We start from the raw sequence: 17,488 nt of genomic DNA on the forward strand, positions 1-17,488 counted from the left end.
GCGAACGCAAAACAGGTATCCGCGTAAGCTTAACCAGTGACGCCGTTACTGCGGCTTTGCCGCGGGGGGCTTTCCCGACGGATTGGCGAAGAAGCGGAAGAACTCCGAATCCGGCCGCAGCAGGAAGCGGGTGTCGTTGCTCTTCAATCCGTTCTCGTAAGCCGTCATCGAGCGATAGAACGCGAAGAACTCCGGATCCTGGCCGTAGGATTCAGCGAACAGACGGTTGCGCTCGCCGTCGCCGGCACCGCGGGTCTGTTCAGCCGTCGAATTCGCATCGGCGATGATGACCGTTGCTTCACGATCGGCCTTGGAGCGAATCTCCTGCGCCTTCTGGCCACCGCCGGCGCGGAATTCAGCAGCTTCCCGCTGACGCTCGGTCTGCATCCGCTGATACACCGCCTGGCTGTTCGCCTCCGGCAGATCGGCGCGGCGGATACGAACGTCCACGACGGAGATGCCGTAACCATCGGCTTCCTTGTCGAGCTGCTCGCGGATCTTGTTCATCAGGTTCTCGCGCTCGTCGCGCACGATCTGGATGAAGGTGACCTCGCCGAGCACACGGCGCATGGCCGCGTTGAGCAGCGTGGTGAGCTGGATGTTCGCCGCTTGGATCGATCCGATGCTCTGGTAGAAGCGCAACGCGTTCTTGATCTTGTAGCGAGCGAAGGCATCGACCACCAGACGACGCTGGTCGTTGGCAATGATTTCCTGAGCCGGGTTTTCCAGATCGAGGATACGCTTGTCGATCGAGATCACGCTGTCGATGAACGGGATCTTGAAGTTCAGACCGGGCTCGGTGACCACGCGGACGGGCTCGCCGAGCCGCACCACGAGGGCCTGTTCAGTCTGGCGCACCGTATAGATCGAGCCGAAGCCCACGATGACCAGCACCAGCACTACAATCAGTGCAACGATACCTGAGATGCCGGTTTTCATCGGGTGCTCCCGCTCTGCTGAGGCTGACCAGATGGCGCCGGAGGCTGACGCCGCGGCGTCAGTTCATTCAAGGGAAGGTAAGGCACGACGCCTTGCGAAGCACCGGCGCCCTGGCCGCCGTCATAGACCAGCTTCTCGGCACCGCCGAAGATCCGCTCCATGGTTTCGAGATAGATACGCTGACGGGTTACGTCAGGCGCCTTCTTGTACTCGTCATAGACCTTCAGGAAGCGCGCGCTCTGGCCCTTGGCTTCGGCGATCGCCTGTTCGCGATAGCCTTCGGCGACCTGCAGGATCTGCGCAGCACGACCGCGCGCATCGGGAACGACGCGGTTGGTATAGGTCTGGGCTTCGTTCTGCAGACGCTGGGCATCGGCCTGCGCCGCCTGCACGTCACGGAACGCATCGATCACCTGTGCCGGCGGATCGACCTTCTGCAGCTGGACCTGCTGGATCAGGACGCCGGCGCTATAGCCGTCGAGCGTCTTCTGCATCAGTTCCTGCACCTGGGTTTCGGTGGTGGTGCGTGCGCCGGTGAGGATCGGCTGAATGTTGGCGCGGCCAACAACTTCACGCATCACGCTTTCGGCGACCGCTTTGACGGTGCCTTCGGGGTTCTGGATGTTGAACAGGAAGTTGCCGACACCGTCGGGCTTGATGCGCCACAACACGGTGAAGTCGACATCGACGATGTTCTCGTCGCCGGTCAGCATCAGGCTCTCTTCCGGCACATCGCGGATGGTGCGGCCGCGGCGACCGGTGTCTTCCAGGATCGACATGCCGACCGACAGCGTCGATACGCGCAGCGCCTTCGGCAACAGCACGGTCTCGATCGGATAAGGCAGATGATAGTTCAGGCCGGGCTGCACGGTGCGGACATGCTTGCCAAACCGGAGGACGACACCGAGCTCTTCGGACTGCACGCGGAAGAAACCGGACAGCCCCCAGATCACGAGCGCCACGGCGAGCACGAGCGCGATGCCCATGCCGCTGACGAAGCCGCCGGGCAGCATCGACTGCAGGCGGTCCTGCCCCTTGCGCAGCAGATCCTCAAGATCAGGCGGCCTCGGTCCGGATGATTGCGGACCAGAACCCCAGGGTCCCTTCGGACCAGAGCCCCATGGGCCTCCGCCTTGATTCTTCCACGGCATTCAACACTCTCCTCTGCGCGGCCGGACATACCGGTCTCGCCACGTCTGCATGGCTTTATAGGGGACGACCCCAGCTCTTACAACGCGGGGTTCTTGATCGCTGGAGCTATGCCCGAGGCCGCGAAAGTCAATGTTAACGGGCGGAAAACGCGGTTAACGGGGCGCTCTCCGGCAATATGTCACATAGGAGAAATCGACGCTGTCCTCGCCCGCCGCGGCATTTCTGACACGCGCCACTTCTTCCCACACAGTGAGATCGACCGGCGGCATAAAGGTATCGCCGGTCGGCTTTGCGTGAACTTCGGTGACTTCGAGACGGTCGGCGATCCCCATCCATTGGGCATAGATCTCGGCGCCGCCGATCACGGCAATCTCAGTGACCAAACGCCGCAGCGCGTCGCCAGTCGCCACCGCGCGTGCATCGGCAAGCGACGTGGTGACTACAGCCCCCGCGGCCTGATAGTCGGCATTGCGCGTGATGACGATATTGGTGCGGCCCGGCAGCGGTCGCTTCGGAAACGACTCGAACGTCTTGCGCCCCATCACGATCGGCTTGCCCATCGTCAGCGCCTTGAGCCGCTGCATGTCCGACTTCAGCCGCCATGGCATGGCGTTGCCCTGCCCGATCACGCCGTTCTCGGCTACGGCGTAGATGAGGACGATCTGAGGAACGGGTGTCATTGTGGTCAAACCGCAACCTCGGCCTTGATGTGCGGATGCGGATCGTAGCCTTCGAGGGTGAAGTCCTCATAGCGGAACGCGAAGATGTCCTTCACGTCCGGATTGATCTTCATCACCGGCAGCGCGCGCGTCGGCCGCGTTAGCTGCAGCCGCGCCTGCTCCAGATGGTTGGAATAGAGATGCGCATCGCCCAGCGTATGGATGAAGTCGCCGGCCTTCAGGCCAGTGACCTGTGCGATCATCATCGTCAGCAGCGCATAGGACGCGATGTTGAACGGTTTTCCGGTCAGGGGTCCAACCGCTATCTTCGCTATGCCAGCGTGTCCCAGTGAACTCATTGAAAGGTATCCAGATGCCTATTACTTTAATAGTGTATCTGATTCCTAACGATCAGATGAGATTGCGAGACTTCACCCTTCAAATGGAAATGGAGGACGGCCCTGCGCAGCGGCTCCCACAATTGCAAGCAAGCAGGGCCGTTCATCTCTGGGAAGCAACGAGGTTGGCGAGACCCCCTTGAGCACAGGGCCGATTCCATGCCCCCCGTAAGGGGGTGGATCAGATAGCCGTGACCGCCCGGTCTGATCGAAGAGTGCGTTATCCACCAATCAGACCGCAGCATGGAATCCACGGTAAATGAAAACTGTACCGACCGATATGCTTGAAGACTCTTGGTTCTGAATCGCTCGATTGTTGAGCGATGAAGATGACCTACCATTGGCGTCTCCGGCCTGCATGTGATCTTGATCGCCACCTTTCTGGTGGGCCTGGGCGATTAATCTGACGCTCCTAGCCCGACGGCTCTGGGCTATGTTCTGTGCCCTGCTTCTCCCATAACTCCATTCAGCCTTTCGTACATGCGATACATCGCATCGACCTGCACAGGCCGGTTGCCAATTTGGACTGGTAAAGAGTAAAGTTCGACGGCAGAAACGACGACCGAACGGAAGTCTCGCAGCCTCCGCATAGCCGCTGGCCGGTCCAAACGTCGTGACCTCACGTCCCAAAAATTGGTGTACGCCGTTTCGTACGAGTCGAATTTGAATAATTGGTTCGCTGGAAAGATGCCGTGTTCATATTGGATCCGAGGATCCGTGTAGTTGTGGCCGGCGCCACCCAACCAACGTCCGTCTGACCCCACCCTGATCGAGAAAATTGCATTGTTCGCTCGCGATGCGGTCGATACGGCCTGCTCCATGGCGAAGAAGTAGAGACAATAATCTCCCCTCTTTTTCGTCGGCTGTATTCTGACGGGCGCGCTCATGTAGCAGGCCTGGTAAGCAGCCGTAAGGCGTTGTTGGCCATCTAGAACCAGACGCAACGACGAAGATTTCGAATCGGGCGCTGGCGCGCCACTGATCGCCCGATGCTCCGTCGATAAGGCATCCACGAGTATAGGAACGCCAATCGGATGGCCATCTGCTATCGATTCCAGCAAATCGCGGATATCATCGCTTGACCACAACCAATCGCGGTGAAAATGCGGCAGCCTAATCAGGCCGTCATGGATATCGTCGAGAATTGCTTTCAAACGCGGTCGATGGATATCGAAGGAATCACCTCGAGCCGCTTGTCGTGTCGTAACCATCTGCCGTCTCCCTGTCGATACAACAAGGGTCGGGCGCAATTCGATACATCGTCAAGCCCAAACGAGTGGGGCAAATGAGTCGCACGGTCTGCAGACGTGTGTGGGGACAGGACGTCAAGCAACCTTGATACTGCGGCCGTCAAGAGCATCATGCAGTGTGGACCCGAGGAACTCGATCCTTATCTGCTGCTTGGCGGTGGCCGCGAACGGTTCCCGATAACTGGTACCGAGGATGCCGGAATGCTGGCTACCGCCTTTGCGTCAAGAGCGTCCCTGCCGAGACCGATAATTTGAAAGATTTCGAGAAGGATTCTCGCCGGGTCGAGACGCCAAGGCTCGAGCGCATTCGGCTAGCCGACATCTGCTAGCTTTTGCTGGGCTTCGGCTTGGACTTGGGATTGGCCTTGCGTGGAGGGCGATGTCTCTTCTCCGGCGCTCCGAAATGACCACGAGGAAAGCGAATACCAAATCCCTGTTTTTCGTCTTCTGGAAGGAATTGCACCCCGTATTGCGTGACGAGTGCCATTTGAACAGCTTCGAGTGTCTTGAGCGTCGTCCCAGGGCCATCCATCTCGAAACTTGCAAGAGTCCGGACGCCGATTTTTGCGGCCTCAGCGAGATCTTCCCGGCTTACTCCGAGAAGCTGTCTCGCCGCCATTAAGACCTTGGGAGGGTAGTACATCCCGCCACTTTCGAGGCCTACGGACGCTTGTCAACAATTGCACTATTTATCTGAATTATTGCACTTTAGAAACGAATCCTTGCACTTTTTTACAGTGCCGACATATCGTGATCGCGGTCACTCGTCGCAGCAAAGGATTCGCGGATGTCCACATTCATTCTGGTCGGGTCTAAAGGCGGAGCTGGTCGAACCGCATCGGGCGTGGTTCTCGCCACTGGACTTGCGGCAATTGGTCTGCGCCCTTTGCATCTCCAGCTGACGCTGTCTGGAATTCGACCTGTCATCGCGTTGGCAGAGGATGTTCCGTTTTCGACCAGTTGGCTTCCGGAAGAGGCGGCCACTTTTGATGCAATTCGGCGAGCTATCGAGGCGCATCCAGAGTGCCGTACGGTTGTCATTGATATGACCCGACGAATGGTTTGGGAGCTTGCATTGAACGATCCAAGAGCTGTGGTGCTGCTCCCTATGAGGCGCACTGCTCACGAAGTCGAAGCGGCCGTCCTAGACTATCGCGATTATCTAGCCTACCGCACACCAGTCGGCGCGAGTCATGATGCGCCAGTTTCCAAAGGGCCCTCAATCTACCTTTTGCCAATCACATGGCCCGAAAATTTGAGCGCGGGTGATATAGCGTCGAAGATCACACGGTTCGATCCGGCAGCGGGATCGAAATCCTCTGGGCCATCTATACTGATGCCTGGCATTCCCGATTTACCACGGGACGATCTCGAAGATCTGGTAAACGGAAGAAAATTCTGTTGCAGCCGCATCATCAGTGATGCCGCGATAAATATCGCCGGAGCAGTCACACAACTTATTCGCTGACTACGACTTCAACGGAGCGACCAATGTCGTCGCCGTTCGAAGTAAACTGACATGGTCGAAATTCGAAGCGGACACTCCATGGACATTGTCAAATTGGCATCAGAGGTTGATCGCCTTCAACGGTTAGCGACAGACCTGATGCTTTTCGCTGACGGCCATATTAACATCAGCGCCGATGCTCCCATTCTCCACAACTGGATGCGGACATCTCGGAGCGCCGCCTGTCTGACGGGAATGGTTTGGGATCACCCAACTCTTCCCGGCGGCGGGCGTTCGATCATCACAAGCGATCTTTGCCTGCTCGTGGAAGATCTGGGGGTAGCTCGCACGAATTCGCGTTGGTATCGACTAGGGCGCCCCTATGGCAGCACGCATTCCTCCTGAACGTCAGCGTGCGCAGATATGCGCTCTCGCCACTGACCTCTTTGGCTCCGAAAGGAAGCTCAACGGTGACTGCAGAATCCAGCATTTGGACTTGAGCGACGCCGCCGCTGCCGGAGATGTGCCAAGGTGGGAAAGCGTCCAGGAGCAACCCCGCTGCCGTAGGTGCGGCAATCGGCCCACGCTTCGGCGGAAGTACAACGCTAAATGCCAACCGATCGCTTATGGGGAAATGACATGGGAGTTGTCTGCGGATGGGGTGCCATTGTTTTCGCCATCGGGGCCGCGGCTCTGTGGTTCTGGGCATCGAAGGTAACCGTGACGGCCCCGCCGGTCGATTCGCCCGGCGACCCTGAGCATCCCAACGATATGATCTGGGTGGACTCGGAAAAAGGGATGCAGATCGTGACGCAGGCCGGAAGCACGATCGTCAACGTGCTCGAGACGGTGCGCGCCCAATCCCGGTGGAACAGCTATGCCGCTTTGGCTGCCGCGACGTCCGCGACGCTGCAGGCAGTTGCGCTTTACATGTCGCCGATGCCGCCCGGTTGAAAAGCAGGGACATCGACGGCTCAGTTCCGCTCAACGGCGCACGTACCTATGCCTGGCGACGTCGCTGTTGACGCACGTTCTGTCAGCGCGCGACAATCCAACCTTTGCCGACGGATCTCTGTCCTCAGACCAGAGCCCTTCTCGCCACGCTTGGCGACCGCTTGAGGGATATGCTGCATGGAGCGCGGTCCTTTAACCGAATGAATCGCGATGCCGAAAGAACATCTGTCCGTGTACGAAGCCGCATGTGCCACAGGCATGTCGCCCAAGCTTCTGCGCTGGCTCACCAAGAATGCACCGAAGACAGGCACTTCACGGAAGCTCAAAGTCGCGAAGAAGGATTAGGGAACGCTTTTCTTCGAGGAAGAGGAGCTTCTCGGCTTTGACAATTGGCTGAAGCTGCCTTGGCCCAAGACCGAAGCGGGCACGCGGCCGCACGTGCCGACGGGCATCCGCGTAGAAATCATGGAAGAGGCAGGCGGAGAATGCGCCATCTGTCATAGTTACAGAGATACATGCGAAGCCGCGATCTCGATCCGGTCCACAGGAGCAAGAACAACCATCCGGAGAATCTGCTCTGGCTTTGCAAGAACCACCATAAGGCATACGACAATGGGCTGTACGGGCCGATCGACGAAGACGTGGCATTCGTCGAGGGGTTTAAGAGGTCGCTGCATCGCCACAGGCTGTTCCTGTGGCGAATGCAGCACCAGATCAGCAACAAACTGATAACCGTCCTCGAGGATTGCAACGCTCTCGCTGCGCAGCTCGCTGCTGCGACGACCGCGCAGCAGATCAAAGCTGTCAAGAAAATCGCCAAATCCACGTTGGAGAACCTGCCGAAGCTGGCGCCGGTGTCGAAGACGGACCCCAACTACCAAGCCGTCCAGACCATTTCGGCGAACGTCGCATCTCTCTCGAAGGATAAAGGTGCGATCGCAGCGCGATTGAAGAAGGCGGGCGCCATCCGCGAAGAATACGCAGCAGCCTTCGGCTTCGTAGCGTGCCCTCTCTGCAAGGGATCCGGAACTCACGAATCGACCGATTGCCCAGTCTGCGGCGGAGATCGGGAGATCGAAGAGCAACTGGCGGAACGCGTGGATCTGCAAGCGTATAAGAAGGTCAATTGTCCTGTTTGCGATGGGGATGGCATTTTTCGCGGCGACCTCTGCCCCGGCTGTGGCGGCGAAGCGAGGATGGATCGTCGATACGCAGAAGCGATCGAGGTCGACGATTACACAAAGGTCGATTGCCCCCGTCTGCGAGGGCTCCGGGAAGTACGACGACAATTCCTGCTCGGTATGCGGAGGCGAGGGCGAGATAGATCGTCACCATATCGGTGAGATCGATCTCGGTGATTTCGAACATGTAGAGTGTCCAGTCTGCGCGGGAGACGGCGTCCAGAACGGACGCACTTGCGCGAGTTGCGGCTGCAACGGCACGCTACAACGAAGACATGCCGCTGAGATCGATCTCCGCGATCATGAGGTCGTCGATTGTCCGGTCTGCGAAGGACAAGGGATAAGTCATGACCGTCCATGCGAGATTTGCGGCGGCGGTGGACAGGTCAAGCGAGGTGACCTTGCCAGGATCGACATGCGGGACTTTCAGGCGGTCAGATGTCCCATCTGCAAAGGAAGCGGGCTCAATCGTCATGATGCCCAATGCCGGGCTTGCGGCGGCAGCGGTGAGGTCGAGCGCAGGCAGCGCGATAGTCTGGATCCGGACTATTACGAATGAGTTGAGACGAGAAGGTCTTAGGCACAAGACAGCCGAGGCTCTTCGGTCCCGGAGGTCTGCCTGTCATGAAGTCGGAATGAGATTGTCACCGCCCCCTGAGTTCGCTCAACATCAAGGAGATGAAGCGCGCGGGACTCACTCAGCCAGATGCTTCCGGAAAGATCTTGAGAAAGGCCAGCTTCCGAATCTGCGGCCCGAGAGCCCCAGGGCGTCAACCGGCCTCAGCGGGGATGATGGACGCGACGGTTCCAATGTGCCCGCTGCTGAGCGCCGAGCGAGGTCGACTTGCCGCCCTCGCCCACTCGTCAACGACCTTCGTAATGACCTCGCCAGCGGTCTTCGCTGCCGAAGATGTGCCAAGGTAGCGGTGCGCGTGCAGCCTCTCCGCTTCTCGGACGCATCAATCGGCAATCGTCGTCGACGTCCCCCAACTAAGGATTGTCGGTCCAAGGCCCTTCCGCGAGTAAAATCAAATACTTATCGCCACCGCGAATGAGTGCTTTGTACCACTCAGATGTGTCGAAGTCGATCGGAAACCTCGACCGCCAACGGATCTCCCGGAACGTTTCACCATTTCGTCCGGATCGTCATTCCCGAATCCACGAAAGTCGAGGTCTTGGGTCGGCCGTAACGGATCGTCAAACCATTTCGTCAAAAGCATTGTGCCCTTGAGGATAAAGCTGCTGCGATGCTCAGTCTGGCTTAACCTGTAGAAAAGCCGCTCAAGCACGTAGTGGGTCAACATCAGTTGGAACGTCTGATTGCGTTCGCGTGAGAGTGTCAGCAGACGCGCCCTTAGCGACGCGCCGATGTTCTTGATTGGCCACCTGTGCGAGCGCATTGTTGAGGTTGGACGGCGCGTCGGGCAGTTGATAGAGACCGCGGCTCAGCTGGATAATTTTATCAGCTGCGAGCATCCGGGACACGGTAGCCGCAGTAACCCCGGCCACGAGCAGTTCAGACGCACGGGCCACGCCTTGCCGGCGAAGCAGCGGAATCGCACGCTCTTGTTGAGTTTCAGTGGCCGGGGCATGCGACACCTTGATATGAAATTTCCTGGGCTGCCTCCCGGTTACGGTGGCGACAAGTCTTCTTATTGACTGCGCCTTGCGAAGATTCTCAGCACTATCCATCAGGCTTGAGGCATCGGCCATGCACGCGCGGCGGCTGGTAGCGTCTCCCATACACGTATCATATGCCCCGTCGAGGTCGTCGCCATTTTGCGCATGGCGTTGCTTCGGTGCAATTTCACCGTAACCTCGCTGATGCCGAGATCGAATGCGATCTGCTTGTTCAGACGGCCGCTCATCACTTGCTGAAGCACTTCCCGCTCACGTGGTGTCAGCGTCGCCAATTTGTCGACGTTGCGCTTAATTTCGGCCGATTGTTCCCGCTGGACGCGGTCCCTTGCGATAGCTGTATGTACAACGTCAAGCAAAGTCTGATCACGCACCGGCTTAGTTAGAAAATCGATGGCGCCGGCCTTCATCGCCTGGACCGTCATCGGAATATCTCCATAACCGGTGAGAAAGATGATCGGTCTGGGATCGCCGCTGCGCCCCAGGTGTTCTTGAAGATCAAGCCCGCTCGCACCGGGCATTCGCACATCGACAATCAAACAACTTGGCCTGTCGGGCGCACCCGCATCAAGGAATGCCCGTGTCGATGCATAGCAAATCGCTTCGATACCTGCGGAAATGACGAGTTCGGTCAACGCTTCGCGAACGGAAGCATCATCATCGACAATGATGACCAGCGGCTCGTCCGAACCATGCTCCTTCAGTTGTTCCCGTTGCAAAAGCGAACGATTACTCATGGTCCGTTCCTCTATTTGTTTGTGCTCCGACCGCCTCGCCGATGGCTGAAAGCAATGCGGCGCCGTCGAACGGCTTGCGGAAGAAGCCCGTGATGCCTTTCGCCCGCGTTTGATCAGCGATCTCGTGACGTCCGGTGATGAGAAAGACCGGAAGACCGGGGCGGCGGCGCATGACGATGTTCCGCAACTGCAGGCCATCGACGTTCGGAAGCCCGATGTCGGTAATCAGCACATCCACGTCGGACAGGTCGCATGCGAGGAGTGCCTCCGCCGATGAGAAACAACACACGGCGTATCCGGCCGATTCCAGAAGATCTTCCAACGATTCGGTCACTCTTGGATCGTCGTCGACAACGGCAATGGCGGGTCTTCGTCTATGCACGATCGCTTTCCTCCGCTCGCCTTAAATTGGTGAGCGGGATCTCCAACCTTTGAGCTATCCGCACGAGATCGGCGAGCGATGTGGCCCCCATTTTCTGCATGACGTTTCTTCGGTGGATCTGCAGAGTGACCTCGCTGATTCCCAGTTGGGCGGCCGCCTGCTTATTCAAAAGGCCGCTCACGACCAGCGGCAGGACGTCTCGTTCGCGCGGCGTGAGATCGAGATAACGCTGTTTAAGCAGCGACATTTCGCTGCGGACGGTGCGATCGGCCCGATCCTGCAAAATCGCAGACCGAATTGCGTTCATAACGTCGGCATCGCTGAACGGCTTGGTCAGAAAATCCAGTGCGCCGTTTTTGATGGCCCGCACCGATGACGGGATATCCCCGTACCCGGTGATGAAGACGATCGGCGGATGCCCGTGCTCTGCTATCTGCCCTTGCAGATCGAGGCCGCTGATATCCGGCAACTCCACGTCAAGAAGGAGACATGCAGGCATGTCGGGCTTGTCCGCATGCATGTAATCGCCGCCTGAGCTGAATGCCATCGCAAGAATGCCGTACGAAGCGAGCAGCTCCACGAGAGCCTCGCGTATCCGTGCGTCGTCATCTACGACGAAGACGATGCAATCTTCATCCATCACGCGAACGTCCTCGACCTGACCGGCAACGAAAATGCAAATGTTGCTCCTTGTGACTTGTTTTCCACCCACAGATTTCCACCATGCGCATCGATAATCGACCGGCAAATGGAAAGCCCCATGCCCATGCCCTGCTCCTTCGTGGAGAAAAACGGCTGAAACACCTTTTCCGGAAACTCCACGCCGGAGCCAAGATCACTGACCGAGATCTCAACCGTATCGTCGTTCTCGCAACTGACGCGCACGTGAATAACCTTGTCGCCCGCGGCAGCGTCCATTGCATCGATGCCGTTGCGAATGAGATTGGTCAGAACCTGCTGAATCTGAACGCGATCAATGGCGACGGGCGGCACTTCAGATTCGACATCAATCGCAATTCGCGTATGCCGACGCGCAGCCTCTTCTGCGATCAGGTCGCAGACTTCCGCAATCACATGCCTCAGCTCTGACATATTTCGTTTCTCGCCCGACTGTCTGAACAAGGCACGGATCCGACTGACGACATCGGCGGCACCGTTGGCGTCCCGGATGACCCGCTCGACGGTCCGATGGGCGCGCTCGATATTCGGCGGTGATGCCGTAAGCCAACGCTGGCATGCATGAGAATTGGCAACGATCGCCGCAAGCGGCTGATTGACCTCATGCGCGATGGAAGCTGACAACTCTGCGAGACTCGCGGCCTGGCTCGCGCGCGCAAGCTTCTCCTGTGCCTGACGCAACTCTTCTTGCGCGCGCATCTCGCCGTCGATATCGAGACAAATAACGTTCCACTGCACGATGGCGCCGGCAGCATCGCGCATCGGTCCGGCTCGGGTCTCGACCCAACGATATTCGCCGTCGAAGCGTCGCAGGCGATGACGCCTGGCATATGGCTCGCCCGTAGCGAGCGAATGCGCATACCTTTCCTTTACGCCCTGCAAATCGTTCGGGTGAACGCCGGCATCCAAAGTGGCATCCAGCCGAGACGGCTCTCCATCCAGTAAGTCGAGATCGTATCCGAGAAATTCCCGAAGCTGCTTGCTGCGATAGATCGGCTCACCATCGGGCGTCGCACAGTCGATCATCGCCGGCAAGGTCTCTACCAGTTGGCGCAACGAACGTTCACTCTGCAGCAGCGCTTCGTGTGCCTGGACCTGATCGTCGATATCGACGCATACGGCATACCACTGCAGAACTTCATCGTTCTCGCCGCGCGAAGGTTCTACGCGGACCTCACTCCAGCGATGAGAACCGTCGCTTCGAAGTTGCGGATAGCGCATCATACACGGAACGCCTGTCGCGAATGCGTCCATGAACGCACTCCGGGCATCCGCTCTGTAATCCGGATGGATTGTGCAGAATGTCGGCATACCGTCCGGCCCGGTCGCGTCTTCGAGCGTGGTACCGGTCACATCCATGAAGCGCTTATTGACGAAGACGGGCTGACCTTCAGGAGTGGTGCTCCAGATCATGGCTGGGACGGCATCGACCAGCAATTGTAGCTGCCGCTCGCTTTGTTCCAGCGCGTGCTGGGCGATCACCTGATCATGAATATCGATGCTCTGTCCGTACCAGTTGATGATCGTACCGCTCTGGTCTCGCAGCGGTTCAGCGCGGGTCTCCGTCCAGTGGTAAGCGCCATTGGCACGGATCTGGCGATAGCGCCTGACATAGGGTTCACCGGTATCACGAGAGCGCTTGAAAGCCGCCATCGCGCCCTCGGCATCGTCCGGGTGAAGGATGATGTCCAAGCGCAACGATCCATCATGCGCCGTGACGTCCGCGATCGTCGCTCCGGTCATCTGCATGAAGCGCTTGTTGACGTAAGTCGGCGTGCCGTCCGAAGCCGTGCTCCAGATTGCCGCCGGGACAGCGTCGGTAAGTTGCTGCAATTGCCGCTTGTTGTGCTGGAGCGTCTGCTCTGCGACTTTCCTCTCCTCGATATCGATCATCGTGCCATACCAGCCGGCTTGCCGGCCCTTGTGGTCACGCGACAGCGAGCCGTACAGCCTGAACCATCGATAAACACCGTCGTGACGACGGATGCGCAATTCCGTATCGAAAGGAATGCTCAAAGCCAGCGACTCTCGCCGCTTGTCCATCAGGCCGCTGTAGTCGTCGGGATGTATGATCTGCCGCCATGCTGCGTTGTCGAGCAGATGGAACAGCCCGCTCGTGGCAGGCTGAAGCCCGGTATACGCGAAGGTACCCGCGCTGACATAGGTCGCGTGACCGTCGGGACTGGCCGACCAAGTATAAGCCGGCATGCTTCCCACGATAAGCATTGCTTCCAGCGCATCCGCGCCGAAAATCGTCGATACCTTTATTTCGATGATCTCCCCGATGCATAGGGCCAAGGCAAAAAACGCGGTCCATTGGAGGATGCGATCCTGCTCGCCACTGGCAACAGATGTTGCACCCACGACCGATCCCAGAAGAGCGATGATCCAGGCTGCCCGGAGCCACCATACGGCCCGGCCAGGCAAATAGAGGTAGATCGCGGCGACCGGCGCCAGCAGCCCGAATGGCTCATTCATGAACCAGCACAACAAGATGCCGACTGTCGAAGCCACGATCGCGGGCAGCCAATACTGCCGGGAACGCTCTGCCGTCATGTTCGGATGCTCCTCCTGAGAGAACCTGACACTTACCGGCGCCTTGTCTGGCAGTCTTTCGAAAACGTCTGCCCGGTACACTCGGTAGCGACTTTAGCCGCACCATTGGCCGGCCGCACCCCATGGAAATCCATGTATTGCCAGGCCAGTTGCGGGCCGCTGAGCCGGATTTGCGACCTCGTGGCCTGTCGTCACCGCAATATCGAAGGCATCAAGTCGCTCGCCATCACCCCAGCCGGATGATCGTTCCGCTGGCGCCATTGAGCAGCCGCCGCAGATGGAAGTTCGCCAGCGAATCTTCGGGATAAGCCCCAACCATCGCTGCGAAAGCTGGCAGCGCGGCAGCGTCGCCGGCCTCGAGCTGGCGGAACGCGGCAGCATATTTTGCCGTGGCCGAATCACCGAATTGATCGGGCGATAGTGGCTCGTGCGTCCGCAAAGCCTCGCTCCGGCCGCGCAAAACGAGATCGCCGATCGGCCGCCCCCGAAAGGCGCCTGCGGCGCTCGCAGCAACGTCGCTGACACAGATTCGCGTTCCCAGCGCCTTGTTTGCGCCTTCGAGTCGGGCAGCTGTATTGATCGTATCGCCATAGGCCGTGTAGTCGAAGAAGCGCTCACCGCCGAAATTGCCAACCAGTGCCGGCCCCGCATGGACACCAATGCGTGTCGCGCCAAAAGCGATACCTTTTCGCTTCCATCGTCCACGAAACGTCTCGGCCCAGCGATCCAGTTCCTGCGCGCAGGCTATGGCGCGTGGGGCGTAGTCCGCCTGCTCCCCCGGAGCGTTGAATAGGACCTGTATGGCATCGCCGATCACCTTGGCGACCGTTCCCTCGTGATTGAAGACCACTTCGGTCAGCCCGCCGACATATTCTTTGAGCAGTTCCGCAAGCTGCTCTGGCACCACCATCTCGACCAGCGATGTAAAGCCCGTGATATCGGTAAAGATGATTCCGACCTGACGCCAATGCACAGCCATGCCGTTCTCGCCGCCTGCCGCAAGTCGCCTGGCCAGTTCGGGAGAAAAATAGCGGGACAGTGAGGCATGCGCACGCTCCGCGTCGGTTTGGCGGCGATGCGCTTCGCGCAAGATCTCTACATGACGAAGCGTCTTCAGGATCGTGGCCTCCAGATCGGAGAAATCGATCGGTTTGGTCAGGAAATCGAATGCACCACGATTCATTGCGGTCCGTATATTGCCCATATCGCCATAGGCCGAGACGACGATCGCGGATTTGCGGTCGTCTCGCTCCTGCAATTTCTGCAGCAGCGACAGTCCGTCCATGCGCGGCATATTGATGTCGAGGACGACGAGATCGATATGAGGATGCCGGTCGATGGCACGGAGCGCCTCGATGCCGTCATGCGCGAATAGAAAATCGATGAGCCCGTCACGGCGCAGGCGACGGAATTTACGCAGAACGAGGGTTTCCAGATCTGGCTCGTCATCGACCATCAGGACCGTAGCCGTCATGCCGCGACTTCCAGCCTCGCCTCGATCTCGCGGCGAAGCCAGCCAAAGTCGATCGGCTTGGTCAACAGATCGTCTACGCCGCGCTCCAGTGCGGTACTGCGTGTCTGACTGTCAGACATAGGCGGAAATCATGATGACCGGAACATCAGGCCGGCGCGCGCGCGGCCGCTCGATCCAGCTCCCCGTCGACGCGGCCGGAAAGAGACACGGATCTCCTCGTCACCGTCCGGGCTTCCGGCCGTACATGCGGCGAGATAAAGCATATCGCCCACCATCCGCGTGACGAGTGCCGATTGGCCGCCGAGTAGCCTCTGCGCACTGCCGGAAATGACATCGAAAACCGGCTGCACATCGGTCGGCGACCTGGCGATGACGTTGAGAATTTCGGTGGTGGCGGCCTGCCGTTCGAGCGCCATCGCGAGTTCGCGCCGCAAACGTGCGTTCTCGATGCACGCGGGCGGCACCTCCCCGTCCATCCATTGGTCCTTCGTCATTTGGCACAACGCTTATTGAGGCCGACGCAGCAGGAGCGTCGCATTACGCGTCAGTCGATTGCTGCCAGGCCAGGCAGAGGCCGCCATCGACCGCCTGGCCTGTCATCCCTGTCGCGGCAGGCCGGCGAGCCGGATAAGCCATTCCGCCACGCCTTCGGGTTTCGCGCGCATGGTTTGCGATCCATCGACGTAGCCCTTTAGGGTTCCGATATGAGCAGGGCCGCGCCTGCGGCCCTGCTTCGACATGCCGTCAGTAATCCCACCAAGTCGGGACCCAGCGATAGAAGTCGCCGGCGACCGCTACCCGGCCAATCGACGGGAACGGCATGTGGGTGGCCACCAGCCATGAGCCGGTCTCCGCCAGTTCCCGCATGAGCCGGAGACGGACACGGGTCGCCTCTTCGGGATCGTGTTCGAAGCCGTTGTGCCATTCGGGGTGATCGAACGAGACGGGGAATATCGCGTCGCCAGCGAACATCAGCCGATCGCCATTGGACTCGAGGCGGACCACGCTATGCCCGGGGGTGTGACCGCCCGTGCGCGTGACCATCACACCTGGCGCCACCTCGCCATCTTCCTCGAACGGCAGCAATCGGTCGCGGTATTCGTCCAGGAACCGTTTGGCCGCACTCCGGGCCAGCTCAGCGAGCACCGGCGGCATGCCGGTGCGGGAGAAATCAGGCGACGCCCAGAACTTGACCTCGGCGGCGGCTACGTGGATTCGCAGGTCCGGACGCAGCTGCTCCTTCACCCCGTCGACGAGCAGTCCGCCAACGTGGTCAAAGTGCATGTGCGTCAGCACAACGTCGGTCACCGACCCGAGATCGATGCCGGCATTCTTCAGGCGCAGGCCCAACTGCCCGGCCCGCGGAAAGTCCGGGTATTCCATTCCCAGCCCGCTGTCGATGAGGATGGTTTGGTCGCCGGTACGCACCACGACCTCGTTCAGCGCCCAATCGAAGGCATCCCGCGACAGGAACCTGTCGTCCAGCCAGGCCGCCCGGGCGGCCGGGTCGGCGTTGGTCGCCATCGACTCGGCTGGCGGCGTTAGCACACCATCGCTAATCACCAGCACTTCAATCTCGCCGACTCGCAGCGCATAGCGTGACGGCACCAACTCGTCGGGCACCGTTCGGCCCTGTTGAGAGGTGTTGCTCGAGTTTTTATTGGATCCCTGCGGGGTCGTCTGATTCATCTGCTTCATCTTTGATATCTCCTGCCTCTCGGCGACGTTGGATTTGGCTGTGTTGTCCAAGGATCGCGCCTCCCAAGCGGGAAGCGTCTAATCGTTTATCGGTCAGAGATTGGTCACATGCTCCGGATCGGCCGCTGCGAGCGCCGCGACGCGCTCAGCGCGCGGCGGATAAATCCACACGGTGTTGATTTCGTGCTTGGTCTTCTTGGCCATGTCGCCGACCATCTCCACCTTTCGATCCCAGCCGCGCGTGAACAGCGCGCCCGCCGCGCCGAGATCGAGGCAAGTGACATAAGCCTTCTGGTGATATGGCTTCGTCGCCACACCGAGCAATTCGGCGGCGGCATTGTTGCC

The 17,488-nt window shown here is 59.2% G+C and carries 19 protein-coding genes and 3 pseudogenes; 4 read left to right on the forward strand and 18 right to left on the reverse strand.

Features of this window, described 5'->3' with window-relative positions; all coding sequences use genetic code 11:
- Positions 1 to 45: 45 nt before the first annotated feature.
- The 6 genes and pseudogenes from hflC to HP556_RS26180 form a co-directional block, all read right to left on the reverse strand.
- Positions 46 to 939, reverse strand: coding sequence for a protease modulator HflC (hflC, locus tag HP556_RS26155; protein WP_089268264.1), 894 nt, complete (start codon positions 937 to 939; stop codon positions 46 to 48).
- Positions 936 to 2,090, reverse strand: coding sequence for an FtsH protease activity modulator HflK (hflK, locus tag HP556_RS26160; protein WP_089268263.1), 1,155 nt, complete (start codon positions 2,088 to 2,090; stop codon positions 936 to 938). Before hflK ends, hflC begins: the two co-directional genes overlap by 4 nt.
- Before the next feature lie 153 nt (positions 2,091 to 2,243).
- Entirely contained in the window at positions 2,244 to 2,771 is a 528-nt protein-coding gene (locus HP556_RS26165; RefSeq protein ID WP_175369112.1) for a dihydrofolate reductase, read from the reverse strand.
- A 5-nt stretch (positions 2,772 to 2,776) separates the two neighbouring features.
- Positions 2,777 to 3,055: pseudogene (gene thyA / locus HP556_RS26170) on the reverse strand (thymidylate synthase); the annotation flags it as partial.
- 524 nt (positions 3,056 to 3,579) lie between these two features.
- Positions 3,580 to 4,359, reverse strand: a complete 780-nt coding sequence (locus HP556_RS26175) for a DUF262 domain-containing protein (RefSeq protein WP_175369113.1) — start codon at positions 4,357 to 4,359, stop codon at positions 3,580 to 3,582.
- A gap of 364 nt (positions 4,360 to 4,723) precedes the next feature.
- Positions 4,724 to 5,041, reverse strand: coding sequence for a helix-turn-helix domain-containing protein (locus HP556_RS26180; RefSeq protein ID WP_175369114.1), 318 nt, complete (start codon positions 5,039 to 5,041; stop codon positions 4,724 to 4,726).
- A gap of 144 nt (positions 5,042 to 5,185) precedes the next feature.
- Here HP556_RS26180 and HP556_RS26185 point away from each other — a divergent pair, with 144 nt between their 5' ends.
- The 4 genes from HP556_RS26185 to HP556_RS26195 all read left to right on the forward strand — a co-directional run bounded on the left by HP556_RS26185 (position 5,186) and on the right by HP556_RS26195 (position 8,142).
- A complete protein-coding gene (locus tag HP556_RS26185; RefSeq protein ID WP_175369115.1) occupies positions 5,186 to 5,866 on the forward strand; it encodes a hypothetical protein in 681 nt (226 codons plus the stop codon).
- 138 nt (positions 5,867 to 6,004) lie between these two features.
- Complete coding sequence (locus HP556_RS30610) at positions 6,005 to 6,250, forward strand: DUF6634 family protein (RefSeq protein ID WP_420878713.1); 246 nt, start codon at positions 6,005 to 6,007, stop codon at positions 6,248 to 6,250.
- A 234-nt stretch (positions 6,251 to 6,484) separates the two neighbouring features.
- Entirely contained in the window at positions 6,485 to 6,799 is a 315-nt protein-coding gene (locus tag HP556_RS26190) for a hypothetical protein (protein ID WP_175369116.1), read from the forward strand.
- A gap of 515 nt (positions 6,800 to 7,314) precedes the next feature.
- Positions 7,315 to 8,142, forward strand: coding sequence for an HNH endonuclease (locus tag HP556_RS26195; protein WP_175369117.1), 828 nt, complete (start codon positions 7,315 to 7,317; stop codon positions 8,140 to 8,142).
- A gap of 100 nt (positions 8,143 to 8,242) precedes the next feature.
- Here the strand turns inward: HP556_RS26195 and HP556_RS26200 are convergent, their stop codons facing one another.
- The 12 genes and pseudogenes from HP556_RS26200 to HP556_RS26250 form a co-directional block, all read right to left on the reverse strand.
- Positions 8,243 to 8,455, reverse strand: a complete 213-nt coding sequence (locus HP556_RS26200; protein ID WP_175369118.1) for a hypothetical protein — start codon at positions 8,453 to 8,455, stop codon at positions 8,243 to 8,245.
- Between the two features lie 553 nt (positions 8,456 to 9,008).
- On the reverse strand, positions 9,009 to 9,380 hold the full coding sequence (locus HP556_RS30530; RefSeq protein ID WP_210269324.1) for a nucleotidyl transferase AbiEii/AbiGii toxin family protein: 372 nt from the start codon (positions 9,378 to 9,380) through the stop codon (positions 9,009 to 9,011).
- A complete protein-coding gene (locus tag HP556_RS26210; protein WP_246297900.1) occupies positions 9,262 to 9,693 on the reverse strand; it encodes a type IV toxin-antitoxin system AbiEi family antitoxin domain-containing protein in 432 nt (143 codons plus the stop codon). The genes HP556_RS30530 and HP556_RS26210 overlap by 119 nt, the downstream gene beginning before the upstream one ends.
- The gene (locus HP556_RS26215) at positions 9,672 to 10,355 is read right to left on the reverse strand and encodes a response regulator transcription factor (protein ID WP_175369119.1); all 684 of its coding nucleotides are present in this window, start codon (positions 10,353 to 10,355) and stop codon (positions 9,672 to 9,674) included. Before HP556_RS26215 ends, HP556_RS26210 begins: the two co-directional genes overlap by 22 nt.
- A complete protein-coding gene (locus HP556_RS26220; protein ID WP_175369120.1) occupies positions 10,348 to 10,737 on the reverse strand; it encodes a response regulator in 390 nt (129 codons plus the stop codon). Before HP556_RS26220 ends, HP556_RS26215 begins: the two co-directional genes overlap by 8 nt.
- Positions 10,730 to 11,377, reverse strand: a complete 648-nt coding sequence (locus HP556_RS26225; protein WP_210269338.1) for a response regulator transcription factor — start codon at positions 11,375 to 11,377, stop codon at positions 10,730 to 10,732. Before HP556_RS26225 ends, HP556_RS26220 begins: the two co-directional genes overlap by 8 nt.
- Positions 11,377 to 13,971 carry a PAS domain-containing protein gene (locus HP556_RS26230; protein WP_175369122.1) on the reverse strand — a complete coding sequence of 865 codons (2,595 nt, stop codon included), beginning with the start codon at positions 13,969 to 13,971 and terminating at the stop codon, positions 11,377 to 11,379. The genes HP556_RS26225 and HP556_RS26230 overlap by 1 nt, the downstream gene beginning before the upstream one ends.
- A gap of 226 nt (positions 13,972 to 14,197) precedes the next feature.
- The gene (locus HP556_RS26235; protein WP_175369123.1) at positions 14,198 to 15,445 is read right to left on the reverse strand and encodes an adenylate/guanylate cyclase domain-containing protein; all 1,248 of its coding nucleotides are present in this window, start codon (positions 15,443 to 15,445) and stop codon (positions 14,198 to 14,200) included.
- A pseudogene (locus HP556_RS30440) lies at positions 15,442 to 15,607 on the reverse strand (response regulator); the annotation flags it as partial. The gene HP556_RS26235 and the pseudogene HP556_RS30440, both read right to left, overlap by 4 nt.
- Positions 15,574 to 15,939: a hypothetical protein gene (locus HP556_RS26240; protein WP_175369124.1), complete on the reverse strand. Its 366-nt coding sequence runs from the start codon at positions 15,937 to 15,939 to the stop codon at positions 15,574 to 15,576. The gene HP556_RS26240 and the pseudogene HP556_RS30440, both read right to left, overlap by 34 nt.
- Positions 15,940 to 16,189: 250 nt before the next feature.
- Positions 16,190 to 17,143, reverse strand: coding sequence for an MBL fold metallo-hydrolase (locus HP556_RS26245; RefSeq protein ID WP_420878707.1), 954 nt, complete (start codon positions 17,141 to 17,143; stop codon positions 16,190 to 16,192).
- 93 nt (positions 17,144 to 17,236) lie between these two features.
- Positions 17,237 to 17,488 (reverse strand): annotated as a pseudogene (locus tag HP556_RS26250) (NAD(P)/FAD-dependent oxidoreductase); the annotation flags it as partial.

The organism is Tardiphaga robiniae (assembly GCF_013359755.1).
Lineage (GTDB): Bacteria > Pseudomonadota > Alphaproteobacteria > Rhizobiales > Xanthobacteraceae > Tardiphaga > Tardiphaga robiniae.